This is a genomic window from Helicobacter sp. 11S02596-1 (assembly GCF_002272825.1).
In the GTDB taxonomy this organism is placed as follows: domain Bacteria; phylum Campylobacterota; class Campylobacteria; order Campylobacterales; family Helicobacteraceae; genus Helicobacter_J.
Genome location: NZ_MLAM01000013.1, coordinates 1 through 24,508 on the forward strand (window position 1 = coordinate 1; position 24,508 = coordinate 24,508).

The 24,508-nt window shown below is 39.8% G+C and carries 22 protein-coding genes; 12 read left to right on the top strand and 10 right to left on the bottom strand.

Annotated elements, in window-relative coordinates; genetic code table 11:
• Positions 1-131: 131 nt before the first annotated feature.
• The 4 genes from BJI48_RS07830 to BJI48_RS07845 form a co-directional block, all read right to left on the bottom strand.
• Positions 132-1,133, bottom strand: a complete 1,002-nt coding sequence (locus BJI48_RS07830; RefSeq protein WP_095333737.1) for a hypothetical protein — start codon at positions 1,131-1,133, stop codon at positions 132-134.
• Between the two features lie 347 nt (positions 1,134-1,480).
• Positions 1,481-2,155, bottom strand: a complete 675-nt coding sequence (locus tag BJI48_RS07835) for a YggS family pyridoxal phosphate-dependent enzyme (protein WP_095333739.1) — start codon at positions 2,153-2,155, stop codon at positions 1,481-1,483.
• A 10-nt stretch (positions 2,156-2,165) separates the two neighbouring features.
• Positions 2,166-4,004 carry a menaquinone biosynthesis decarboxylase gene (locus BJI48_RS07840; RefSeq protein ID WP_095333741.1) on the bottom strand — a complete coding sequence of 613 codons (1,839 nt, stop codon included), beginning with the start codon at positions 4,002-4,004 and terminating at the stop codon, positions 2,166-2,168.
• 75 nt (positions 4,005-4,079) lie between these two features.
• A complete protein-coding gene (locus BJI48_RS07845) occupies positions 4,080-4,577 on the bottom strand; it encodes a hypothetical protein (RefSeq protein ID WP_095333743.1) in 498 nt (165 codons plus the stop codon).
• A gap of 216 nt (positions 4,578-4,793) precedes the next feature.
• On the opposite strand from BJI48_RS07845, the gene BJI48_RS07850 reads away from it, so the two are divergent.
• From BJI48_RS07850 to BJI48_RS07905, 12 genes are all read left to right on the top strand, one after another.
• On the top strand, positions 4,794-6,887 hold the full coding sequence (locus BJI48_RS07850; RefSeq protein WP_095333745.1) for an RNA degradosome polyphosphate kinase: 2,094 nt from the start codon (positions 4,794-4,796) through the stop codon (positions 6,885-6,887).
• 1 nt (position 6,888) lies between these two features.
• A complete protein-coding gene (locus BJI48_RS07855; RefSeq protein WP_095333747.1) occupies positions 6,889-7,413 on the top strand; it encodes a gamma carbonic anhydrase family protein in 525 nt (174 codons plus the stop codon).
• 99 nt (positions 7,414-7,512) lie between these two features.
• Positions 7,513-8,571, top strand: coding sequence for a quinone-dependent dihydroorotate dehydrogenase (locus BJI48_RS07860; protein WP_095333749.1), 1,059 nt, complete (start codon positions 7,513-7,515; stop codon positions 8,569-8,571).
• A gap of 35 nt (positions 8,572-8,606) precedes the next feature.
• Complete coding sequence (locus tag BJI48_RS07865; protein ID WP_095333817.1) at positions 8,607-9,881, top strand: pitrilysin family protein; 1,275 nt, start codon at positions 8,607-8,609, stop codon at positions 9,879-9,881.
• Between the two features lie 9 nt (positions 9,882-9,890).
• Positions 9,891-10,772: a 4-hydroxy-tetrahydrodipicolinate synthase gene (dapA, locus tag BJI48_RS07870; protein WP_095333751.1), complete on the top strand. Its 882-nt coding sequence runs from the start codon at positions 9,891-9,893 to the stop codon at positions 10,770-10,772.
• Between the two features lie 26 nt (positions 10,773-10,798).
• Positions 10,799-11,569: an enoyl-ACP reductase gene (locus BJI48_RS07875; protein ID WP_180763095.1), complete on the top strand. Its 771-nt coding sequence runs from the start codon at positions 10,799-10,801 to the stop codon at positions 11,567-11,569.
• 187 nt (positions 11,570-11,756) lie between these two features.
• A complete protein-coding gene (locus tag BJI48_RS07880) occupies positions 11,757-12,437 on the top strand; it encodes a hypothetical protein (RefSeq protein ID WP_095333755.1) in 681 nt (226 codons plus the stop codon).
• 50 nt (positions 12,438-12,487) lie between these two features.
• Positions 12,488-13,030 carry a CDP-diacylglycerol--glycerol-3-phosphate 3-phosphatidyltransferase gene (pgsA, locus tag BJI48_RS07885; RefSeq protein ID WP_095333757.1) on the top strand — a complete coding sequence of 181 codons (543 nt, stop codon included), beginning with the start codon at positions 12,488-12,490 and terminating at the stop codon, positions 13,028-13,030.
• Entirely contained in the window at positions 13,027-14,082 is a 1,056-nt protein-coding gene (gene rseP / locus BJI48_RS07890; protein ID WP_343286670.1) for an RIP metalloprotease RseP, read from the top strand. The genes pgsA and rseP overlap by 4 nt, the downstream gene beginning before the upstream one ends.
• Positions 14,083-14,094: 12 nt before the next feature.
• Positions 14,095-15,369, top strand: coding sequence for an exodeoxyribonuclease VII large subunit (xseA, locus tag BJI48_RS07895; protein ID WP_257874441.1), 1,275 nt, complete (start codon positions 14,095-14,097; stop codon positions 15,367-15,369).
• A gap of 215 nt (positions 15,370-15,584) precedes the next feature.
• Entirely contained in the window at positions 15,585-17,915 is a 2,331-nt protein-coding gene (locus BJI48_RS07900) for an N-6 DNA methylase (RefSeq protein ID WP_095333759.1), read from the top strand.
• Entirely contained in the window at positions 17,908-19,194 is a 1,287-nt protein-coding gene (locus BJI48_RS07905; RefSeq protein ID WP_095333761.1) for a restriction endonuclease subunit S, read from the top strand. Before BJI48_RS07900 ends, BJI48_RS07905 begins: the two co-directional genes overlap by 8 nt.
• Before the next feature lie 215 nt (positions 19,195-19,409).
• Here the strand turns inward: BJI48_RS07905 and BJI48_RS07910 are convergent, their stop codons facing one another.
• From BJI48_RS07910 to BJI48_RS07935, 6 genes are read right to left on the bottom strand one after another with little or no spacing between them, the layout of a single operon-like run.
• Positions 19,410-20,252: an ankyrin repeat domain-containing protein gene (locus tag BJI48_RS07910; RefSeq protein ID WP_095333763.1), complete on the bottom strand. Its 843-nt coding sequence runs from the start codon at positions 20,250-20,252 to the stop codon at positions 19,410-19,412.
• Between the two features lie 2 nt (positions 20,253-20,254).
• A complete protein-coding gene (locus BJI48_RS07915) occupies positions 20,255-20,743 on the bottom strand; it encodes an HIT domain-containing protein (RefSeq protein WP_095333765.1) in 489 nt (162 codons plus the stop codon).
• Between the two features lie 8 nt (positions 20,744-20,751).
• Positions 20,752-22,245 carry a UDP-N-acetylmuramoyl-tripeptide--D-alanyl-D-alanine ligase gene (gene murF / locus BJI48_RS07920; protein WP_095333767.1) on the bottom strand — a complete coding sequence of 498 codons (1,494 nt, stop codon included), beginning with the start codon at positions 22,243-22,245 and terminating at the stop codon, positions 20,752-20,754.
• Between the two features lie 13 nt (positions 22,246-22,258).
• The gene (locus tag BJI48_RS07925) at positions 22,259-22,531 is read right to left on the bottom strand and encodes an acylphosphatase (RefSeq protein WP_095333769.1); all 273 of its coding nucleotides are present in this window, start codon (positions 22,529-22,531) and stop codon (positions 22,259-22,261) included.
• On the bottom strand, positions 22,531-23,244 hold the full coding sequence (locus BJI48_RS07930; protein WP_095333771.1) for an alpha/beta hydrolase: 714 nt from the start codon (positions 23,242-23,244) through the stop codon (positions 22,531-22,533). The genes BJI48_RS07925 and BJI48_RS07930 overlap by 1 nt, the downstream gene beginning before the upstream one ends.
• A gap of 10 nt (positions 23,245-23,254) precedes the next feature.
• A complete protein-coding gene (locus tag BJI48_RS07935; protein WP_095333773.1) occupies positions 23,255-24,322 on the bottom strand; it encodes a D-alanine--D-alanine ligase in 1,068 nt (355 codons plus the stop codon).
• Positions 24,323-24,508 lie beyond the last annotated feature (186 nt).

The following is a 24,508-nucleotide window of genomic DNA, read 5'->3' on the forward strand; positions in this document are numbered from 1 at the left end:
GGATAGCTAAAACGCTTATAAGAAATATCCCCAATAACTTTTTTACTCCCATTTTTGTGCCTTTGAATTAATATATAATTTATAGATTATATATTAATTTTTAAAAAAACACACTAAAAGCAATCAACCCATCATTCGTGGTAAAAGTTTATAAGTGTTGGTTTGGTGATACCAACAGCTGAATTGGAAGGATAAGGTCTAGGGGCGGGTTTGTTAGAGGTGGCGGATGGGTTGGGATTAATAGGTTTGTAGTTCGTTACGCCGTTAAAGTTGGTTGCCGAAGTCGTATTTCCACCTTGTGGATTGGGACGATTAAGGTTATCAGGAAACTTCAAATCCCCGCCTTTCCATTGGTATTGGATATAGTTATTTTTAGCGATATATTCAGAAAGCCGTTTTTCATAAAGTGCGTATTGCTCGGGTCTGAAATAACCAGCTGCAATACCATCTTCGACTTTGAGTTGGTAATACCTTGTTGATAGATTCGATATGTTTCTAATAGCATTTTCTACCGAACCTTCTGTAATCCCATCAACCATATCCATTAATTGTTTTCTTTCTGTGGCATTAGAATGTCCTGTTCGATTCAAAATCGTATCGAGATTTGCCTTGATAAACATTTTCCAGTTATTGGCATCTTTCATTTCTGTCGTTGGCACATTAAACAAAGTAAATAATCCCCGCAATGGCGAATCTAACGGACCAAATTGTCCTTTATTATAATTTTGAACATTCATAAAAAACCCATCGACATTTTTATTTAAATCCCCTAAATCTCTCGTAAATTGGGAGCTATTGCGGATATGTAGCGGGTCTTTTTGTGGTTTTGGTTTGCCTACCAAGCTATCTTTATAATACCCCATCCGCTCTTTATCTTTGCCAATCTCATTCCACGCAACAACGGTGCGATTACCTTGTGCGGTTTGGGCTTGATTTGTGGCGTTGGTTGCTTGGATACGACCGGGCATTGTTTTTTCTTGCTCTTGGGCTTGGAGATGTTGGAGAATCGTATTTGCCTTTGTGTAATCCGTCTGGGCTTCCATCTGGTTTTGTTGGGATTGTTTGATGGTATCAAACCAATTAAGCTCCTTTTGCGCGAGGGCGTTTTGATTACGATTTGGGGCTGGGTGCAAGTGGCTAAAATTAGCATTACTATGAAACCACTAGCATATTTCAAAAGTGAATTAAAAATTTGTTTGTTATTTATTTTTTCTTTATGCAGGGGCGGGGTCTACTTAGCAAGCTACCCACCCCATTCCTAAAACCTCTTTGGGTGGACGGGTCAGAACCCACTGCCCGCTCCCCTAGTAGATAGGCTGAAAGGGTGTGGCGGGCTTTTTTGCTAGCAATTCTTGACTGCGAGACCTTAGAAACCCATCTCGAACATACAGCCTCTGGCTGGGTGTGAGAGGAGGAGCGGGAAGCCAAAGACAACTGCTTGTCTTTACTAGCTTCGCACGGCGATAGTTTTATTTGAAGGCTATTTTTGAAACAATGCTGAGCCAATCCGTAGCATATTTGCCCCGCACGAGATAGCGATTTCAAAATCCCCGCTCATTCCCATCGATAAAATCCTCGCCCCATTTGGCTTGAGGCCATCAAAAATATCTTTCGTGATTTGAAAAGATTGCTCGATCTTTTTGGTTTCAGGGCTGTTTGCCCCGATAGTCATCAACCCCTCTAGCTTGATATTGGGGCAATGCTTGGCTATTTTGAGATAGGTTTCTTGGGCGACTTCTGGTTTTACGCCACTTTTTGTAGGTTCGTTTGCGGCATTGATTTGTAGCAACGCATTTAGGCTCATATTATGGTTCTCACAGCGTTTTTGGATAGCTAAAGCAAGCTCAAAAGAATCCAAAGAATGTACCAAAGTAGGCTTGAGTGCCAAAAGGGCATTGATTTTGTTTTCTTGTAATGTCCCTATCATATGCCATTGTAAGGGGAGTTCATCAAGGGTTTGGGCTTTTGCTTTGAGGTCTTGGACTTTGTTTTCCCCAAATGCGCGTTGCCCGCATTCATACAAGGCTTTTATATCGCAGGCAGTGGCGTATTTGGATACGGCGATGAGCTGGATAATATGGTGTCTGGAGTAAGCAATCCTTGCTTTTTCGATTTTTGCGATAACGGCGTCAAGATTTTTTGCAAATGTATTCACGCTATTTCCTTTAAGTTTTAGGAGATTGGCAAATATGGAATCGCTTCATAAAGCCCTCCGTAATCGTGTCTAAAAGACCTTTTGCTCGGAGCGATTCGATGATTTCTATTGAGCAATCCGTCTCTTTTGGCCACTCCCGCAGGTGTCCATCGGATGGGTTTTTGTCAGTAGCGTCGATGAAAATCGTATGGTTGCATATGCAAATATCACGCTTAGCATCGATGTTATTGGTGATTCTCCAAAGTAGCATATAAGGGTTGTTCAAGTCATTTTTATTCACATCAACGAACACAACAATAGCCAGAGATTTTTGAAGCGAAGCTAGATTTTTAGAGGCTTCTAGGATGTTGCGTGTGTTTTTTTCTACACCTATGATACAGATGGGGTTTTGGGTGTGGATAAAATATTGTTTCAAAATCATTATTTCTGCCATCAGCGCACGGGCTAAATCAAGGAGTTTTTCATCGCTATAGAGTTCAAAATCTTTTTCTTCAGACTGCTTGGTAGCATCCACACCCAGCTTGCCCCCCATTGCATAATCAGGCGAAGCGTGATCGAGTGCATCGCAGATTCCCTCGGTGATGAGGAGATTTTGGGTGCTGAAATGGTTGAGAATATATTCGGTGATTTTTTCTGTATCCGTGAGTTTTGGGGCATTTTCATCGACAAAAATTGCGTGCTTGACAAAACTCATTTGCCCAGTTCCCCAGAAATTATGCATAATCTGCTTGGCGTGTCCGGGGTATTGTGGGCTGATTTTTGCCAAAATCAGATTGTGAAACACGCCATTTTCGGGCATATGATAATCAAGTAGCCCGTGAGCGGTGCTTTGAAGCAGAGGCAAAAAAACCCTTTCGGTCAAATACCCCATATATTTGTCTTCCAAAGGTGGCTTGCCCACAACGGTTGCGAGATAGACAGGGGATTTTTTGTGTGTGATAGCACTGACTTCTAGCACGGGATAGGGCTCAATGGGGGTATAAAATCCGGTATGATCGCCAAAAGGTCCCTCAAGTCGCATTTCACTAGGATCAACCCAACCCTCGATGATAATATCGCAATCGCACGGCAAGGAAAGCGGGTTGGTGAGGCATTGTGCGATATGGGGGCGCTTGCCTTTGATGAAGCCATAAAGCAGTAATTCATAAATGCCATATGGGAGCGGGGCTTGCCCGCACCAGGTATAAAGCGGGTCGCCTCCAATGCCAATGCTTACAGGCATTTTCACACCGGCTTTTTTGTATTCGTGAAAAAAATGATTGGAATCTTTGTGGATTTGCCAATGCAAGCCGAGATGGTTTTTGTCATAAACTTGCAGGCGATACATCCCGAGATTTTTTTTCTTACCATCAAGGCTTTGTGTATAGATTTGTCCCATCGTGATAAATGGTCCGCCATCTTTTTCCCACGTTTTTAAAATCGGCAAGCTAAACAAGTCAATCGCTTCGCCTGTTTGGATAATCTGTTGGGATGGCGGGGTGGAATGGGTGCGTTTTGGGAGCGTGTGGCGCAAGAAAAAAATATCTTTCAAAGAACTCAAAAAGCCCTTCAGCCCTTTTGGAGGGGTAAAATGAATCAACTTTTCTAAATGATTAGCAATATTTTCTACCGGCTGGTTGATAATGAGTTCTAAGCGGGAATGTGAGCCAAAAACATTCATCAATACAGGAATATCAAATGTTTTTTTATTTTTTGAATCAATGGGGTGGGTAAAAAGTAGTGCCTTGCCACCACCAGGTTTTTTGACCTCAAGATAGGCTAAATGTGGGATTTCAAGATTGATATCTAAGGGGATATCAATGATTTTTAACTCGTTATTTTTTTGGAGTAGTTCAATAAATGTTTGCATCAATCCTCTTTAATCAGGTGTTGGGACACGTTGAATTTTTATGAGGATTGTAGCAAAAACCAATGGAATTATTCTTTAGAAAGCCAAACCGATAGTTGCCCCGATACGATTGATTTCATAGCGATTGCCACCGACTATTTTTGGTTTTTGGTAAGTGCCATCTAAACCGATAGTCAAAAATGGGATCAAAGGAACGTCAATTTTAATCCCGTAGTTAAATGAAACGGTATCTTTCAAGCCAATGTTTTCAAAAGTTGAATAGCTTGCCCCGATGTATGGTGTGAGAGGAAGAATAGGGATCTCAAATCCGACAAGCCCGCCGATTTGCATATTTTTGTAAGAATCATTAGCATCTTTGCTTGATTTTGCTATCACATCGTATTTGAATTGTGGTGCAAAAACAACACGCGAAACCCCAAGCCAAATGCGCCCATAACCACCATAAGTGAATCGATTGCCATCGTTTTGATAGCTCAAATTTGCACCGATTTCTGGTGTGATTTGGTAGTTCCCTATACCAATACCAAACAAGCTGCTTGCTCCCATCAATAAAACTAAAGTTAGCTTTTTCATTTGTTACTTTCTCCTAAATGTAAATTTTTTGATTTGCCAATTTTTTTGGTTCGCAAATTTTTTAGCTCGAAAGTATATCGGATTTTATGGTTTTTGTTTTAAGATTTTAAAAAATGCAAAAATGATTTTTAGTTTATTATTTATTTTTTTATCCCCAATTTTATGCTGGGATTTCGGTAGAATAGATACACAATAAGATTTCATTAAGGAAAAAGTATGGAAATTTCTGATCCCAAAATGTTTTTCAATCGAGAACTTTCGTGGCTTCGGTTCAATACAAGGGTATTAAATGAGGCGCACAATGAGACGTTGCCCTTGTTGGATCGGCTCAAATTTATGGCAATTTATGGCACCAATCTTGATGAATTTTATATGATTCGTGTAGCAGGATTAAAACGGCTGTATGCAAGCGGTGTCGCAGAGATTGGTCCGGATAGATTGACCCCTGCAGAACAGCTCCGATTGATTCGGGATTATCTCCATCACGAGCAAAGCAGATTGGAGGAACTTTTCCATCATTTGCGGGCTTCTCTTAGCAAGGCTGGGCTTGTGGTGAAGAAATTTAGCGAATTAGGCAAGACGCAGAAAATGGGAATCAAAGGTTATTTTCAAAATTATTTATATCCTATCATTGTGCCGATTGTTGTAGATGCGACGCACCCTTTCCCTCATCTAAATAATCTCAGCTTTGGTGTGGCTGTGAAGCTAAAAAGCGAAGAAAATGGCGAGATAAAATACGGGATGATTCGGATTCCACGCATTTTGACACGCTTTGTCGAAGTAGATAAGGGTTTGTTTGTGCCGGTTGAGACCATCGTGGGGGAATTTGCTGGGGATTTGTTTGAGGGATATGAGTTGGTGAGTTATGTCCCTTTTCGAGTTACGCGTAATGCAGATATTGAGATCGAAGAAGATGAAGCCGATGATTTTATCGAGCTAATGAGCGAGGGACTCAAAGCGAGAAAAAAGGGTGAAATCGTGCGGCTTGAAGTCGGGAGTGGTGATGAAAGTTTGCTTGATTTTGTCAAAAAGCAAATCATCGTAGCAAAAGAGGATATTTATGAAAATAATATGCCCTTAAATCTCGGCACATTTTGGGAGCTGGTGGGGTGCAAGGATTTTGCTCATCTCTCCACCCCGCCGTTTAATCCAAGAATTTTGCCACCGCTCGATTGCCCGGGTTGTATTTTTGATGTGATTGACAAGCAAGATTTGATGTTGTTCCACCCCTATGAGAGTTTTGATTCGGTTGTGAATTTTATCCAAAGTGCAGCAAAAGACCCTGATGTCCTCTCTATCCGTATGACGCTTTATCGGGTGGGGAAAAATTCCCCGATTGTAAAAGCCCTCACAGAAGCTGCTGAAAACAAGCAAGTAACGGTGCTTGTAGAGCTAAAAGCACGATTTGATGAAGAAAACAATCTGCACTGGGCTAGGGCTTTGGAATCTGCTGGGGCGCACGTCATCTATGGGGTGCCGGGACTAAAAGTGCACGCCAAAGTGGCACTCGTTATCAAAAAAGTCGGTGATAAGCTCAAAGAATACGTGCATTTAAGCACGGGGAATTACAATAGCGTAACCGCAAAGATTTATACCGATGTGAGTTTATTTACCGCTGATAAAGAAATCGCTAATGATGTCATCAAGCTTTTTCATTCTCTCTCTACAGGGACTTCGCACAAGACAGAGTTGAATGCCTTGCGTGTTGCACCCTTGCAGATAAAACCCAAAATCATTGCGATGATTGAAAATGAAATCAAGCACGCACAGAAAGGTAGGATTATCCTGAAAGCCAACGCATTAGTCGATGCTGACATTATTTCTTGGCTCTATCGTGCCTCTTGTGCGGGGGTAAAGATTGATTTGATTATCCGTGGGATTTGTTGCTTGAGACCTGGTGTAAAAGGCTTTAGCGAGAACATTCGGGTGTTTTCTATCATCGGAAAATACCTCGAACACGCCAGAATCTATTATTTTGCGCATTCTGATCCCCAGATTTATTTTTCCAGTGCGGATTTGATGCCTAGAAATCTTGAAAGGAGAGTGGAGCTCCTCATCCCTTGCAGGAAAGAATCCATCACAAAACGCCTCTTTGAGATAGTCAATGTCGGGCTTAGCGATAATGTCCAGATGTATGAACTCAAAGAAGACGGCGAATATCACAAAGTCAATGCCAAAGAAAAAGAAAAAGCTATCAGTTCGCAACTCTTTTATGAAGGGTATGTCAATGAAATCTATCATAATAGTAAGGTTGAACAAGAACATTTCAAAGCCGAAAAGCTTTTGCAAAGAATGATTGGAGAGTCTTAAAATGGGAGCAAATATCATCACATACCATCACATCACGCCAAAGATTGACCCCTCAGCAATCCTTTTTGATGGGGCTTATATCATCGGGGATGTGCGTATTGAAGAAGATTGCAATATCTGGTATGGTTGCGTGCTTCGTGGTGATGTCAATGCTATTACCATTGGTTCAAGGAGCAATATCCAAGATCTTAGCGTGATCCACGTCGGGCATCAAGATGAAAGCACAGGGGGCGATGTGGTCATTGGAAAAGACGTTACCATCGGGCATCGTTGTATTATTCACGCTTGTCATATTGATGATCTTTGTCTTATAGGGATGGGGAGTGTCGTGATGGATGGTGCTAAAATCGGCAAAAATAGCATTGTTGGTGCCGGGAGTCTCATCACCAAAGGCAAGGTCTTCCCTCCTGGAAGCCTCATAATGGGGAATCCAGCCAAATTTGTCCGAACGCTAAGTGAAGATGAGATAACAGCGATTGAGCTATCAGCTTCCAGCTATGTCGCACTCGCAAAATCTTATCAATAGCAAGGAATCTTAATCGGATTATCCTATGTTTAAATATTTTTTGAGTAAAATATCTTAATTATTTCGTAAAAAAGATTAGGGATTTTTGAAAGGCTACAGATGTCTATGTATAAAAATTTATGTCGTCTTCTCTTCCAGCTTGAGCCAGAAACAGCGCATCACCAGGCTGAAAATTTTCTCAAACTCGTTTCTGCTTCTAGTTTTCTTCAAGAGGTGATGGCAAAAGTTTGTTGCTATGAATCTGAAGCCTTGAAACAGCAGGTTTGTGGATTAGATTTTTATCATCCTATCGGGTTGGCAGCGGGATTTGATAAAAATGCCACGATGATTCCTGCATTGAGTGCTTTGGGATTTAGCTTTGTAGAAATCGGCACGGTAACCAAAAACCCCCAAAAAGGCAATCCAAAGCCTAGATTATTTCGCTACGCTGTAGAAGAAAGCCTCCAAAATGCGATGGGTTTCAATAATGATGGTGCGATGAAAGTGGCTACTAGGCTAGCCAAGCTTTATCCTTATGCCCTCCCTATTGGTATCAATCTAGGCAAAAACAAATCCGTGCCACAAGCCGATGCCTTGAAAGATTATCAAGGGGTTTTGAAAGATTTTCTTGATGTTGGGGATTATTATGTTTTCAATCTATCTTCGCCCAATACGCCCAATCTTAGGGAGTTGCAAAATAGCACGTTTGTAGGTGAGCTGTTTAGTATGGCAAAGGAACATACACATAAACCGATGTTTATCAAAATTTCTCCCGATATGGCGATGGATGAGGCGTTGCAGGTTTGTGAGAGTGCCATATCTTGCGGGGCTAGCGGGATTATTGCGACGAATACGACGATTGATTATTCCTTGCTTTCTGGTGCGAAGGACTTTGGAGGGATAAGCGGGGCGGTGCTAAAAACCAAAAGTGCGGGGGTTTTTAAAGAAATCGCTAAAGCCTTTTTTGGCAAAGCTGTTTTGATTGCAGCAGGCGGGATTGATGACGCCCAAGAGGCTTATAAGCGAATCAAAATGGGGGCTTCATTGGTCCAAATTTATACGGGGCTGGTTTTTGGAGGGCCTACTTTGTGCAAACATATCAATCAAGAAATGGTAGCATTGTTGCAAGAAGATGGTTTTTTAAATATAAAAGACGCGATAGGAGCGGATTTGACGTGAAAAAAGTATTTTTTATTTTATTGGTTTTAGGAGTGATGATGAGCGTGAATGCAAAGACGAAGTCTTATTTGCCTAAATATGAGCAGACCAAGCTTGACAATGGGCTTGAAGTAGTGGTAATACCGATGAAAAACGGCAGTGGTGTGATCGAGACAGACATATTTTATAAGGTGGGTTCTCGAAATGAAACGATGGGAAAGAGCGGGATTGCCCATATGCTCGAGCATATGAATTTTAAATCGAGCAAACATCTCAAAGCGGGCGAATTTGATGAGATCATCAAGAGATTTGGCGGTGTAACCAACGCTTCTACGGGATTTGACTATACGCGTTATTTCATCAAATCCAGCAGTCAAAATCTCGATAAATCTTTAGAATTGTTCGCAGAATTAATGCAGAATTTGAATCTAAAAGAAGATGAATTTTTGCCCGAACGCCAAGTGGTGGCTGAAGAAAGGCGCTGGCGCACAGATAATTCCCCGATGGGCTATTTGTATTTTCGTTTTTTCAATACCGCTTATGTGTATCACCCTTATCATTGGACGCCCATTGGTTTTATGGAAGATATCCAGCATTGGACTATCGAAGATATTCGCAATTTTCATTCTATCTATTATCAGCCCAAGAATGCCGTTATTTTGGTAGCAGGAGATATTGAACCCAAAGATGTCTTTGAAAGCGTGAAGAAGCATTTTTCTTCGATAAAAAATACTATAGACAAAATCCCTGAAGTCTATATGCAAGAACCCGTTCAAGATGGGATTCGAGAGGCTACCATCCATAAAGACACCGAGCTAGAGTGGCTTGGCATTGGTTATAAAATCCCAAATTTTTCTAACAAAGACCAAGTCGCCTTAGGTGCGATAGCTGATCTATTGAGCGGGGGTAAAAGTAGCTTGCTACACAGCGAACTTGTGGATAAAAAAAGATTGGCTTCCCAAGTGTATGCCTACAATATGGCACTCAAAGATGAGGGGATATTTTTATTTATCGCTGGGGCGAATCAAGGTGTTGGGGCTAAAAAAATCAAGAAAGAAATCCAAGCGATTATTGATAGATTGAAAGCGGGCAAAATCACAAAAGAACAGCTCGATAAAATCAAAATCAACAACAAGGCGAGTTTTATTTATAGTTTGGAGGATTCTTCAAGCGTTGCGGGGTTGTTTGGGGAATATTTTGCCCGAGGGGATATCAAGCCGTTGCTAGAATATGAAGAAAAATTCGATGCGTTGAGCGTGAAAGACATTATCAAGGTGGCGAAGAAATATTTTATTGATTCAGCTTCTACGATAGTGATTTTGAAAAAATAGGAGATTGTGATGTTAGGTGGGGCAATGAGTGCTTTAATCACTCCTTTTAAAAATTCGTTAATTGATGAAGAAGCCTATGAATATCTCATCAATAGGCAGATTAGGCACGGGATGGATGCTTGCGTGCCAGTCGGAACAACCGGAGAATCCGCAACGCTAAGCCATCACGAGCATATGCGTTGTATTGAAATCGCTGTGAATGTTTGCAAGGGAAGCGGTGTCAAAGTGCTGGCAGGGGCAGGGAGCAATTGCACGGCTGAAGCTATCGAGCTGGCGTTATTTGCGCAAAAAAGCGGTGCGGATGGGATTTTGTGCGTGAGCCCTTATTATAACAAACCCTCCCAAGAAGGGCTTTATCAGCATTACAAAGCGGTTGCGGCTTCGGTTGAAATCCCTGTAATGCTTTATAATGTCCCTTCTCGAACGGGGGTGAGTATTGAGGTCGAAACGGCGATCCGTCTTTTTAGAGAAGTCAAAAATATTTTTGCTATCAAGGAAGCCTCCGGCTCGATGGAAAGGATTATCGAACTTGATCAGCATATCCCAGATATGGCAGTTTTTAGCGGTGAGGATGTTATCAATTACCCGATATTGGCAAATGGTGGCAGGGGCGTGATTTCTGTTACGGGGAATTTGTTGCCTGATAAGATTGTAGCGCTTACGAAATTTGCTTTGAAAGGCGATTTGAGTGCTTCTAAAAGAATAAATAATGAACTTTATGATATAAATAGGGTTTTGTTTTGCCAAAGCAATCCGATCCCCATCAAAGCTGCGATGTATTTGTCTGGATTGATAAAAAATCTTGAATATCGTCTCCCCTTAGTAATGCCAAGCAAAGAAAATATGGGATTGATAGAGAAAACTTTACAAAATTATGAGGTGTTAAAATGACAAGTTTGCAAAATACTACAGAGTATATGAGAGGAAAGACCCTCGTTATCAGCGGGGCAACACGAGGTATTGGCAAGGCGATACTTTATAAATTTGCCCAAAATGGGGTTAATGTCGCTTTCACCTATAATAAAAATGAAGAAGAAGCCCAAAAGATTGCCAAAGATGTCGAGCAAAAATATGACATCAAAGCAAAATGCTATGCTTTGAATGTGCTTGAACCGGAGCAATATATCGAGCTTTTTAAAAAAATCGATGAGGATTTTAATCGTGTGGATTTTTTTATATCCAATGCGATTATTTATGGCAAATCCGTTGCAGGGGGTTTTGCACCCTTTATGCGGCTCAAGCCTAGAGGATTGAATAATATCTATACCGCCACGGTGCTCGCTTTTGTTGTAGGCGCTCAAGAGGCAGCCAAGCGGATGAAAGAGGTAGGCGGGGGGGCGATTGTCTCGCTTAGCTCGACAGGAAACCTCGTGTATATGCCTAATTACGCCGGACACGGGAATTCAAAAAATGCTGTGGAAACGATGGTGAAATATGCCGCTGTTGATTTGGGTGCGTGGGGTATCCGTGTGAATGCCGTGAGTGGTGGTCCTATTGACACCGATGCCCTCAAGGCGTTTCCAGATTATGAGCAGATCAAATCGGTTGTTGAGGAGCAATCCCCGCTAAGCCGTATGGGGACGCCTGAGGATTTGGCAGGTGCGGCGTTTTTCTTGTGTGATGATACCCAAAGCGCTTGGCTTACCGGACAAACCATTGTGATTGATGGTGGCACGACATTCAAATAAAATCGTTCAAACAAAAACCAACTTTCTTTTTAGAATCTTTTTTGGATTCTAGATAAATTTTTATTAATTAAAATCAAATAAATAAGTTTATCATCCCAATAAATTCTCATCGGTAGAGAAATTTTGTGCTTAAAATCTTTCTAAAAATTAGGCTAAAATATCGTATATGGATATGCAAGGGAATAAAATGCCAAGGTCTGTTACTCACTCTATCAAAGACAATCAAGAATTAAGGATTGCAAAAAATTTCTTGATTATTAGCATTTTGCTTTATGTGCTTTATGTCTTATTGATTGCTTTGTTTTTATCGCAAGGCGCTTTGCATTCCTCGTATTTATCGGTATTTTCTTGGATAATCAAAATCGTGTGTTTTGCTTTTAGCACCGCAGGGTTTTATAAGCTTTCAAAATTGGGAAGAAGTCTAGTTTTATTTAAAAATTATATGTTATTTATCGTGGGTGCGGGCGTATTTTCCATCGCCACTTATGCGATATTTAAGATATTTTTTGGGATCGGGATTTTTGATATGAGCCAATATGACCTCCAAAAAGTTCTTGCAAATCCGGCATTTAGTTGGCTTTTTATTTTGATGGGTGTGCTTTATCTTGGGCTTTGTGTTTATTGGAGTTATAAAATCTTCTTTGAACTCACGTGTTTGAGTGGGGATACTTTTTTTATCAATGGATTCAAAATCCTTATCGCTTCCATTGGTATCGCTTTGATTGCAAATATGATGTTTTTTGTTTCCCAAAATCAAATCAGCTCGTTTCTGTTTTTGATGGCAATGATTGGGATGTTGGCAGGGAGCTTGATGGTGATTAGCGGATTTTTTAGACTCAAACAAATTACTTATAATATGCCAGAATGATGATGGGTTTGGGTTTTTGGGCGGATTGATATGGCAAAGAGGTTAGAAACTTGAAAAACTTACCGAATATCTTAACAATTTCAAGAATATTTTTATCTATTTTTTTGTTGGTTTTTATTTTGTATGGAAATAATATTTTGCCTTTATGGGTTGATCGCACGTGGGTGAATTTTTTTTCTTGTTTGATTTTTTGCATAGCGTCTTTGACGGATTTTTTCGATGGCTATATCGCTAGGAATTATCATTCCAAATCTGTTTTTGGCGAGGTTTTTGATCCTTTGGCTGATAAAATGCTGATATTATCGGCATTTATAGGGCTTTTGGTTGTAGGCAGAGCGAATGCGTGGGCTGTTTTTATTATCCTTAGCCGTGAGTTTTTCATCACCGGATTGCGTGTAATCGTCGCTAGCACGGGCAAATCCATCGCCGCAAATATGCTGGGAAAATACAAAACCGGCATTCAGATTTTAGCCATCGCATTTTTGTTGGCAGATTTTTTCCCTGGTGGGGAGATTTTGCTATGGGTAGCGACATTTGTAACCTTGTATTCTGGCGGTGATTATGCATTCAAATATTACAAAAGTATGAAATGATGTGGGTTATTGTTGCGTTTTTGATTTTATCATTCCTCGTTTTTTTTCACGAACTCGGGCATTTCCTCGTTGCGAAGATGTTTGGGGTGCGTGTAGAGGTTTTTAGCATTGGTTTTGGCAAAAAGATATGGAAAAAAACCTTTGGGCAGACCGAATATGCGATTTCAGCCATCCCGCTTGGCGGGTATGTCAAACTCAAAGGGCAAGATGATACCGACCCACTAGCTAGCAATGATGACAACGATAGCTATACGGCCAAAAGCCATTGGAAACGGATCTGTATCCTTTTGGCAGGACCTCTTTTTAATCTTGTGTTGGCATTTTTGATTTATATGGCTTTGGCGATGGGGGGACAAAAAATGCTCTTGCCTATCATCGGCGAGCTCCAGCCAGATATGCCTGCTAGCCAAAGTGATTTGAGACCTGGTGATTCTATCATCAGTGTCAATGGCACGAATGTGAGGAATTGGAGTGAGCTTAATGTTGCCGTAATGGATGCAAAAGGTGATATTAAAATTGTATTTATGAGGCAGGGGAAACGCTTAGAAACGTTGATTCAGCCCAAAAAAATGGTTTCCAAAAATATTTTTGGCGAGACGATAGAGAGAAATTTTATCGGTATTGTCTCAAAGGGCGAGTTTGGCGTGGTTCGTTATGATGTGAAAGATTCGCTTGTCTATGCGTTCGAGCAGACCTATAGAGGGGCAAAATTGATCTTGCAGAGTATCGAGAAGATTTTTGTTGGTGTTGTTCCTGTCAGCGAGGTTGGCGGTGTCATCACTATCGTGGATCTCATTTCGCAAGCCTCACAAAGTGGCGTGGTTGTTTTGGCAACATTGGTGGCGTTGATTTCGGTGAATTTGGGGGTTTTAAATCTACTCCCCATTCCCGCACTTGATGGCGGGCAGATACTATTTAATCTCTATGAAATGCTCACGGGTAAAAGGATTTCTGAAAAAAGCCTTTATGCCCTCACAATGTTTGGATGGGCGCTTTTGATAGGTTTGATGGCGTTGGGTATTTATAATGACATCTTTCGTTTGGTGCATTGAGGTAGGTTGCTGGTGGCGAGTTCTTTAATTCTTAGCGTTTCACAAATCAATTCCCAGATCAAATCGCTAGTAGAAACGACATTTTTGGATGTTGCGGTAGAGGGTGAGATCAGCAATCTCACCAAGCATAGTAGCGGGCATATTTATTTTAGTATCAAGGATGAAAATTCTTCGATTCGGTGTGTGCTTTTTAGGGGGAATGCTTCGCGCGTGCGCTTTGAGCTTAGTAATGCCCAAAAAGTCATCGTTAGCGGGGGGCTTAGTGTTTATGTGCCTAAAGGGGAGTATCAAATCATTGCCAAAAGCTTAGAGCCAAGCGGTGTGGGGGCGCTGGGTTTGGCGTATGAACAGCTAAAAAATAAGCTAGCTCAAAAAGGTTATTTTGATACGGACAAAAAGAAAAAACTCCCCTTGTTTCCCAAAAAAATCGCTTTGCTCACTTCAAGCACGGGCGCAGCGCTTCAAGATATGAAACGTGTCGCACAAAATCGCTGGCAGCTTAGCACGCTCGTGTGTATCAATACATTGGTTCAAGGCGATGAGGCAAAAAATGACATCGCTAGAAACATCGCTTATGCCGATAGTTTTGCTGGCACAAAAGACGCGTTTGATGTGATCGTGATTGCTAGAGGCGGGGGGAGTATGGAGGATTTGTGGGCATTCAATGAAGAGATAGTCGCTGATGCGATCTTTGCTGCAAAAACCCCGATTGTCTCTGCTGTGGGACACGAGATCGATTTTGTTATCAGTGATTTTGTCGCTGACTTGCGTGCGCCTACGCCCTCTGCTTGTATGGAGATGATTTTGCCTGATGGGAGAGAATGGCTGTTGCGCTTAGATGAAGCCAGAGGCACGATGGAAGCAAAGATGGCTGATTTGTTGCGCACTGCGGGAGAAAAGATCGCGCATTTGCGTGATGATTTTAAGCAAGTCAGCTATGAGGTGCGATTTGATAGGAATGCCAAAGAGATTTTAGAATTGCGAGATTATTTTTTTAAAAGCTTTCAAAATCTGCTCGATTTTAAATCCCAAGCGCTCGAGTCTTTGGGGCTTGATAGTGCGATGGAATATTTTTTGGGTGCTAAAGATAGAAAAATCAAAGAAAATAAGTTGCTCTTAGAAGCTAAAAATCCCAAAAATTTTATAGCATCTGGCTATGCGCAGATCGTGCGTGAGGGGAAGATCGCCGATCTTGCTTCATTGCAAGAAGACGATAGTTTTGAAGTTTGGAATGCTGAGGTTTGCCTCAATGCCAAAGTCCTTGAGGTCCATAGGGTGGGTAAATAGTTTCTCAAAGTAGTTTTTAAACATATCTAAAACACTGCAATGTAGCTGGCTTCAAAGCTCCAAGTTTGTGCGTTGTGTTATAATCACACAAAAAATAAGGGAAACAAGATGACTGGGATTCTTGAAAACGTAGGTAGCGAGCTTTTGCCTACACTCAAAAATTTGTCAAAGTCGGGAGATTGTGACAAAAAAGTTAAAAAAATAAAAGCAAACAAATGCAACTAGAAGTAAAATTTAATAAAAATGGCGATATTTATAGCCACATTAGAGGTAAATGGCTTGTAGCCAAGCCCGAGGAAATTGTCCGTCAAAATTTTGTATGCAAACTAGTCAATGACTATGGCTATGAATTAAACCAAATGGCAGAGGAACTTGACTTTGCAACAGGACAGCGGGGAGGAGCGCAAGCAAGGGCTGATATAGCGATTTATAAAAGCGCTAGTGACAAAATAGATCAAAACAACCCTTTTATCATTGTAGAATGCAAGGCCGACAATATCCGCATAGGCGCTAACGATTATTTGCAGGGCGAACTTTATGCAAGACTTTCAGATGCGCCATTTTTTGTAACTCATAATAGTAATGAAACCAGATTTTGGAAAGTCATCAAGGAAAAAGCGCCAGGTTTTAGGGTTGAAATTTCAAATATCCCGAAAAATGGCGATACGGATAAGGATGTAGAAAATTTATTAAAATCCTTAGTTGCTTTTAAGGAAGATGAGTTTGCCAAGCTACTTGATAAGTGCCATAACATAATACGAAATGCTGAAAAATACGACCCTAGTAAGGCTTTTGATGAAATAAGTAAGATTTTGTTTATGAAGGTTTTTATTGAACGAAATGCGCAAAAGCGAAAAGCAAAAACAAATATTTTTTCATTGCAATATATAGAAGAAGAGGAAAATAATCTAAGCAGACCTTCAAACGAAAGTGCATTACAAGCAATATTTGAAAACACAAAAAAAGAATTTGCAAAAGACCAAATTTTTAAAGAAAATGAAAAAATAGAGCTAAAAGAAACCACAATAAAACGCATTATTAAAGAGCTTGAAATTTATAATCTATCGCTTACTTCTGCTGACATTAAAGGCATAGCTTTTGAAAAATTTTTGGGAACGACATTTCGTGGAGAGTTAGGGCAATTTTTTACGCCAAGAAGCGTAGTAAATTTTATGGTAGAGGTTATAAACCCTTGTGAAAATGAGGTTTGTTGCGATCCAAGTAGTGGGAGTGGCGGATTTTTAATCAACATTTTTAATAAAGTGAGACACGATATTCAAAAAGACATCATTAAACAATATGAGAAGTTTAAAAGTGATTTGTTAAAAGGTAAAGATGAAGAGAGCATCACCAACAAACAAGCAAAACTTTTAAAAGATGAGTATGAAAGGTTACAAAAAGAACTAGATAATGATGAGTCTAGTAAAAATACAAGGCTTTATAAACTTTCAAATTTCTTTATTTACGGGACTGATGCCAATGACAGGATGGCTCGCACTTCAAAAATGAATATGATTATGCACGGAGATGGACACGGCGGTATTCACCATCACGATGGTTTGCTTAATGTGAATGGAATTTTTGAAAATCGCTTTGATGTTATTCTTACCAATCCACCTTTTGGCTCGCAAGTAAGCAAAGATGATATTATTAGACCAGCTGATAGCGTGATGAGATATGCTGATGATAATGAGCTTAGGTATGAACCTAACGAAAAAATAAAGCCACGAGATAATTATGCCGAATACGTTAAGGAATATTATCAAAGATATGGCAAGGAAACTTATCAAAAAGCACAGCTAAAGGTGTTGGAAAATGTTGGCAAACCCATTGCGAGCCTGTTTGAATTAAAACCAAATTTGACTGCCGATAAAACAGAACATTTGTTTATCAATCGCTGTTTGGACTTGTTAAAGCCAAATGGCAGGTTGGGTATTGTTTTGCCTGAAACGGTTTTAAATTCAAATGAGACAGAGTATGTGCGTAAGTTTGTTGAGGGGCGTGCATTTATCAGAGCTGTTGTATCGCTTGGTGAAGCCACCTTTAAATCAAGCAAAGCCAATGTAAAAACTTCCGTTTTGTTTATACAAAAGTTTAGTTACGCGGATAAAGCAAAATGGGATAATTTACTCGCCAAACATACAACTGATTTATACAATGACAATGCGAGCAAGATTGCGGAGTTAAACGCCATCATAAAATATAAAGCAAAAAAAGGCGAAGCAGTTGAATTTGATAAAAACGCCAAAGCTATAGCCAAAAAAGAGCTTGTAACCTTAGAGAAGCAAATTAGCCAACAAGCTTGGCAAAGGGCTAAAAATGATTTTGACTATCCTATTTTTCTCGCTCACGCAGAAAATACAGGGATCACAACCACAGGCGAAACAGGCGATAGCGTGGCAAATGATTTGGTAGATAGTAAAGAGCATATCTATAACGATAAAACGGGTCAATATGATGAAATAATCAAAGAAAAAGGCATCGGAACGTTATTTAAAGAATTTATAAAAGGCTATAAAATCGCTTGGAGTAATTTTTATGAGTGATGTGAAAATTGTTCGATTTAAGGATTTAATTCGTTGGGATATTGGCTTTTATACGGGCAAACAAGGATTAAATAGTAAATTTGAACTTATTTATTTAGAAGAAATTTTAATACCAAGGAAGGAAAAAATCAAACCAGAGCAATATGATGGAATAACCCCTATTGTTGCAAAAATTCCATTTGCTTCATCACATATTGAATTAAGAAAAGAGCCAAAAACCAGAATGGATATGTATGCTGTATATAGAGGTGATTTGCTCGTATCAAATATAAATTTTCATCAAGGTGCAGTTGCAATTTGTAAAGAGGATAAAATTTATGCCTCTACGCATTACCAACCCTATATCGTCAATGAAGAAATAATAAATAAACACTTTTTGTATTTGATACTAAAGCAAAGTTCGTTTTTAGAATACATTGCCACAAAACGAACAAAAGGTATAAAAACGGAGAGTAATTTTAACTTTATTAAGACTCTGCAAATCCCGCTCCCACCGCTAGAGATTCAAAATAAAATCATTGATGATTTGCAAGCGATAGAAAATAAAATAAAAGCCGCGCAAGATGAAAAAGCGAAGCTAGAAAATGAAATAAATGAATACATAAATATAGCTTTAGGTATAAACCAAAATACTCCAACCTCAAACAAAACAGGCGTAAAAGTTATTCGCTATAAAGATTTAAGATTGTTTGATTACAAAAGTAACGCATTGGGTGTAAGTGAATTTTCAAGTCCTTACCCACAAGTTAAATTTGGTGATTTTTTAACTAGGGTTAAAAATCAAATTCGTATCAATAATAACGATTTTTATAAGAGGATCACCATTAAAACCAAAGGTGGCGGAGTATTTTTGCGTGATAAGATAAAAGGCGAAAAAATAGGCACAAAAAATCAATTTATTGTGCAAAAAGGACAATTTATCATTTCAAAAATAGATGCCAGAAATGGTGCATTTGGTGTTATTGGCGATGAGCTAGATGGTGCGGTGATAACGGCGGATTTTTTAAATTTCGATATAGACAAAAATATTATTAATGATAAGTTTTTAGTTATGGTTTTAAAAACGCCTTACTATATGGATATATTGGATTCTTTAAGTAGCGGAACAACAGGTCGCAAAAGAATAAACGAACAAAAACTTTTGAATCTTGATATTTCACTACCACCTATCACAGGGCAAAATAGTCTCATATCAAAACTTACAGCTATAAACGAAAGGATAGAAAATTTTTCATCCGAGTTAAATTCATCAAAAGAAAAAATTATAAATGACTTATAATATAAATCCCCATTCCCAATAAAATGCGGGCATTGCGATTAATATCTACTTGCATAATGAGTTGTTTTAATAGAATCTTTCGCTCTTTATAATCATTGCTTGCCTGACATACGCTATTTATGGGGCATTAGTATTTTAGAAAAAATTTAAAAAACATCGGTGGGCTCTTCAAACTTACTTTTGGTGCTTTGAAGCCCCTCGATTTTCCCTTTGGCTTACCACATCTGCATTTGTATTTTAGTTGTTTTATACATACTTTCTGTCTTGCCATCGATCGTGTATTCAATCGCAAAACCATATTTGATATTGACACTCCCAGAGCGTTTGATCGAAAGACTCCTATAAGCTTCTTTTGTGATAGGCAGTGTGCCGACATTCGCCCCAGCCTGCGGGGGTAGGGTGCGATTGAGGCTTGTTTCTGAAATCAGATCGCCATTGATATACAGCGCTGCGTAGGTGATGGTGATGAAATTTTTCGTAAGATTGGCAATGTTAAAACTCACCGATCCTTGCCCGATACTAAAAGGGCTTGAACTCAATACTATATCATTATTGCCGACTTTCATTGCAGGGACATTGACTTTGGAAAGTATGTAGCGTGCGGGCGTGTCGCCATTGTTGTTTTCTATATACATATCGGCGCCGTGCTGCATTAGCAAGGAAATCATATTTTTATCTTGTTTGCTAACCGCATAATGCAAAGGGGTGTTGCCCCGAATCGAATCTTTGATATTGGGGTTTGCGCCCTCTTTTAGTAGGATTTGGGCAAATTTGAGATTGCCAAATTGCACGACCTTGTGCAAGGCTGTCTCGCCGTGGCTAAGCGCATTGATGTCAGCGCCACGATTGATGAGGAGATATAAAATATCCATATTGTTTTTGCGTGAGGCATCATAGAGTGGCGTGCTACCTCGCAGGCGTGAATTAACATCCGCTCCCAAATCAATGCCCTTGCGGACTTCGGTGTAGTTGTTGCTAAAGAGGAGATAATCGTATTTATTTGCAGAGAGGCTGGAAGCAAAAATGCACAAAATAATAGATATACAGATTTTTTTCATAATCACTCCTTGAAGTATTTTTGAGCTAATTTTTTTATTTTTTCATAAACTTTTTGGAAATCCACGCCATAGGTTCTGCCTTCTGCGATGGTGGTGAAAAAGTTGGTATCACCGATATATCGGGGCAATATATGCAGGTGGATATGTTCGGGGATTCCCGCCCCGCCAGCTTGTTTGATATTCATCCCAATATTTACCCCGCTCGCACCATATTCATACAAAAGCGGGACGGCTTTTTGAGAAAGTTTGTGGATATGTAGCCAATGCTCTTGGCTCAAAAGCTCGGGGCTATCGGTATGGGTATGGGGGATAATCATAAAATGCCCGGGCGTATAGGGATAGCGATTCATCACAGCAAAGCAGATTTCATCACGATAAATCACGCGATTTTCTTCATCGAGTTCTTTAGCAAGGCTGATATCGCAAAACACGCAACTATCTTTTTTGCCTCCAAAATATTCGCTTCGCCAAGGGGAATAAATCCTATCCATACTATCTCCTAAATATAACTTGGGGCGTCATTAGCAAAAAGAATCAAGTCCTTTATTTGCGTGCTGGCTTTGAGGATATTTTCTAGCTGGGTTTTATCTTTGAGGATGATTTTTTGGGGCTTTTTGATATGGCTTGATAAGATTTTTGAGTTTAGCTCGCCGGTGATAATAGCGATGTCAAAGACTCCATCAATGGCTTGGGCGAGTTTGATATTCGAGGCGTCATCGCTTTCAACAAGTCCGGGCGTAACGATAACCTTTCGATCAGGATAGAGACTTGCTAAGCGGATACCCTCAAGCATCCCTTTGAGATTGCCATTGAAGCTATCATCGATAATGGTTTTTTGATTGACATTGAGGAGATGGAGGCGATGGGGCACGCTTTGAAGCCGTGAAACAGATTTTTGGATCTCTTCTATGGGGATTTTGAAACTCTGGGCGACAAGGATAGCAGCGCTGATATTAGCGACGTTAAATTCCCCTAGAATGCTTGTTTTAAATTCAAACCACGTATTATTGAGTTTCATTTCAAACGACGTGCCAGAGAGCGTGGCTGTGATATTTCTGACTTCGCTAGGGTAGGGCTGGATGAGGGATTTTTTTTCGCTGACTATGTTGTTTGGGGTATCTGGAATCGGATTTTTGTCATAGACAAACGCTTTTTTGAGGCGATTGGAGTTAAAAAGTTCAAATTTTGTTTCAAGAATATTTTCAAATGTTTTGAAATACTCGATGTGTTGCTCGCCGACTTCTCCGATGATAGCATAGTGGGGTTGCAAAAATGAAGCGATTTCTTTTATATCGCCTTTTTGCCTCGCCCCAGCTTCAGCGATATAAATATCTGTGCTAAATTCGAGATTTTTATTGACATCTTCGATGAGCCCCGTGAGTGTATTGACGCTTCTGGGAGAGGCATAAACATTATATTTGCTTTGGAGGATTTGGTGCAAAAAGTTTTTGATACTTGTTTTGCCAAAGCTCCCCGTGATGGCGATGATTTTTAATGATGTCATCAATTCTAGCTTGTCTTTTGCGATTTGGGTGTAGCGATTGAGCAAGAGATTTTCATAAAGCTTTGAAAAAAACCAACCAAACACCAATGGCAAGAGATAGAGGAAGCGTAGATTTTGGTCGAAATCTTTGTAAATAAATGTAAGGATTTCATTGAAGCTTAAAAATGCAAAACAAATGATAAAAAACCGAATGACACGTTTGGTGAAAACGAGCTTTTTATCGAGTTTGAGCGTCCAGAATGTGAGTAAGGGGATTTCTATAAAATACAAATAGAGATAAAAAATAATATTTTCCCCATAAAAACCCGAGATCAAAAACACAGCGATGGGGAGAATAAAATGAATCCAATGCCATTTTTGTTTGTGGTGTTTGGTGATGACACGATAAAGGCTGTAGTGATACCATTGTAAATTCGTAATCAAATAATACGTGATACAAAAGATAAAAAGCCATCGCGAAATGTCATCAATGATGTTTAACCAATCCATAACCTCTCCTTAGTCATTCTAAGATTTCAAAATGACTGAAATGCTTGCCGGCTATGGCTTCGCATTTTAAATCATTGACATTAGCCCGCTGTGGGCCTGTTTTTAGCAAGTCTAAAAACGTATCAAGCGGGGCTTGTTCGCCTTGGGCGTAAATCTCTACGCTCCCATCGGCAAGGTTTTTGCTTGTGCCAGTTATACCCAACGTATCGGCGTTGGCTTTGGAAAACTTCCGATACCCCACGCCTTGAACCTTCCCAGTGATGGTGATTTTGATTGTTTTTGTCATCAAGATTCCTTGTAGCGGTATTGTTGTTCGATGATTTTAGCTTGTTTGAGGAAAAAATAATGATCCCCATCCAAGGCAAAAAACCGACTTTTCCCGATGAGTTTTGCGATTTTATGACCGCTAGATAGCGGGGTGGCGCTGTCTTGTTTGCCCCAAAAAATCGTAGTCTTTTTCACGCAAGCGCTGTATTGGGGTGCAAAATCTTCTTGCACGACATTTTTAAAAACCTGATACATCGCTTCATTTAGCCCGTTAGCATCAGCGCTTCTAAACATTTTCGTCGGGATATGTAGAAACTTCAATGCCTTGGCTAATGCGATTTTTATCTTCACATCTAGTGGCTTGGGTGTGAGGATACCAGCAGCGCTTAGCAAAATGATGGCGTCATTTTCGCATAGCAGTGCTACTTTGCCTCCAAAGCTGTGTCCTACGATGAGATCGGGCTTGATGTCTAAGGTGCGGAAGAATACATCGAGGATACTGGCGTAAGCTTGCGTGCTTATCACCACAGAATTAGGAGAATTTCCAAAACCAGGCAGATCAATATAATAATGATTAAAGTCGCTAAAAACATCTTTGAAAGCTTGTTCCATCAGCTCCTTGTTGCTCCCCCAGCCGTGCAAAAAAATGATATTTTTTTCGGCTCGGTGGTTGTGAAATGTGTAGGCAATCTCAAAGGGGTTGCCCTCATAAATCACGGATCGTTTTGCCATTATTTCGCCCTTATTTTCCTTTGGCATTTTGGATTTTTTCGATGTATTTATAAGAGACTTTGATCGGTTCTTTTGTGGGTAGGTGGGTGCTGAGATTTTCGAGCACACAAACAAAATCATCAAAAAGATAGTTAGCCAAGCTCCCTGGAATCGGATTGATTTCATTGAGATAGATTTCATTATCAATCACGAAAAAATCACATCGAATGAGCGCCCCTTCAAATTTGTCGCAATAAATTTTTTTGAAAGCTTCCTTGATTCTTTCCTCAAGATTCTCTGAAATATCGGCTTTGAGGACTTGTTCGGTTCGAGAAAAATCGAGGTATTTGTTTTCAAAATCTAGCAAATCTTTTTTGCTGGGTTCTTCAATGATAGAAAAAATATATTCATTGTCCCCATTGTTTCCTTCTGCGACCTTGCAACCTGCAAGATTGTATTCTTTCACACCTTTGATAAAAGGCTCGATAAGAGCTTCATTGTCAAATTCAAAAGCACTATCGATAGCATAGTCAATCTCATCAGCAGAATTGATGACAGAAACACCGATGGAACTCCCCAGTCTGTTGGGCTTGATAATCATTGGGAAGTCATTCCCGATACTTTCAATATTTCTGGGGCTGTGTTTGCGTAGGACCTTGAAAGGCAATGTTTTTACCCCTCTTTCTTTGGCATATAGCTTGGTGAGGTATTTGTTAAAGCTTAAAACGCACGCTTCGATTCTTGGACCGATAAAAGGTATCTTATAAAACTCCAAAAGCGAAGCGATAGTCCCATCTTCCCCATCTGCTCCGTGGATGAGATTGATAAACATTGTCGAAGCGATGGGCTTATTCCCAAAAAGTGAGGGAGCATAAAAACCGCCCAATCTCATTTCAATACGGGTGCATTTTTTGTAATCTTGTGAGGAAAAAAAGCTCGACTTCATATTTTGTGCGGGGATGAGGTAAAAATGATGGGAGGAATCAGCGAAAATAAAATGCTCGATTTTATTTCCCAAGACTTTTTTGAGTGAGATAGCACTCACGATGCTGATTTCGTGTTCCCAGCTGATACCACCAAATAAAATACTCAATTGCAACGTGATCTCCTAAAATTTTGACTTTCTTTTGGTTTTGATTTTTAAGCTTTTTAGAGTTTATCTAAAAATTACTTAATTTATCTAGCGTTTGATTTGTTTGAATTGTGGCTTGTATAGTATTTTTTTGTGTTGCTTATTGGCACTTATTTGGAAAATATTTCTCACTTATCTTGTTTTTTTAGGAAA

Bases quoted from the DNA above. Each gene is read 5' to 3' on its own strand.
- BJI48_RS07840 (WP_095333741.1), bottom strand. From the start codon at position 4,004: ATGCAAACATTTATTGAACTACTCCAAAAAAATAACGAGTTAAAAATC.
- BJI48_RS07845 (WP_095333743.1), bottom strand. From the start codon at position 4,577: ATGAAAAAGCTAACTTTAGTTTTATTGATGGGAGCAAGCAGCTTGTTT.
- BJI48_RS07850 (WP_095333745.1), top strand. From the start codon at position 4,794: ATGGAAATTTCTGATCCCAAAATGTTTTTCAATCGAGAACTTTCGTGG.
- BJI48_RS07855 (WP_095333747.1), top strand. From the start codon at position 6,889: ATGGGAGCAAATATCATCACATACCATCACATCACGCCAAAGATTGAC.
- BJI48_RS07860 (WP_095333749.1), top strand. From the start codon at position 7,513: ATGTCTATGTATAAAAATTTATGTCGTCTTCTCTTCCAGCTTGAGCCA.
- BJI48_RS07865 (WP_095333817.1), top strand. From the start codon at position 8,607: ATGATGAGCGTGAATGCAAAGACGAAGTCTTATTTGCCTAAATATGAG.
- dapA (WP_095333751.1), top strand. From the start codon at position 9,891: ATGTTAGGTGGGGCAATGAGTGCTTTAATCACTCCTTTTAAAAATTCG.
- BJI48_RS07875 (WP_180763095.1), top strand. From the start codon at position 10,799: ATGAGAGGAAAGACCCTCGTTATCAGCGGGGCAACACGAGGTATTGGC.
- BJI48_RS07880 (WP_095333755.1), top strand. From the start codon at position 11,757: ATGCCAAGGTCTGTTACTCACTCTATCAAAGACAATCAAGAATTAAGG.
- rseP (WP_343286670.1), top strand. From the start codon at position 13,027: ATGATGTGGGTTATTGTTGCGTTTTTGATTTTATCATTCCTCGTTTTT.
- BJI48_RS07900 (WP_095333759.1), top strand. From the start codon at position 15,585: ATGCAACTAGAAGTAAAATTTAATAAAAATGGCGATATTTATAGCCAC.
- BJI48_RS07905 (WP_095333761.1), top strand. From the start codon at position 17,908: ATGAGTGATGTGAAAATTGTTCGATTTAAGGATTTAATTCGTTGGGAT.
- BJI48_RS07910 (WP_095333763.1), bottom strand. From the start codon at position 20,252: ATGAAAAAAATCTGTATATCTATTATTTTGTGCATTTTTGCTTCCAGC.
- BJI48_RS07915 (WP_095333765.1), bottom strand. From the start codon at position 20,743: ATGGATAGGATTTATTCCCCTTGGCGAAGCGAATATTTTGGAGGCAAA.
- murF (WP_095333767.1), bottom strand. From the start codon at position 22,245: ATGGATTGGTTAAACATCATTGATGACATTTCGCGATGGCTTTTTATC.
- BJI48_RS07925 (WP_095333769.1), bottom strand. From the start codon at position 22,531: ATGACAAAAACAATCAAAATCACCATCACTGGGAAGGTTCAAGGCGTG.
- BJI48_RS07930 (WP_095333771.1), bottom strand. From the start codon at position 23,244: ATGGCAAAACGATCCGTGATTTATGAGGGCAACCCCTTTGAGATTGCC.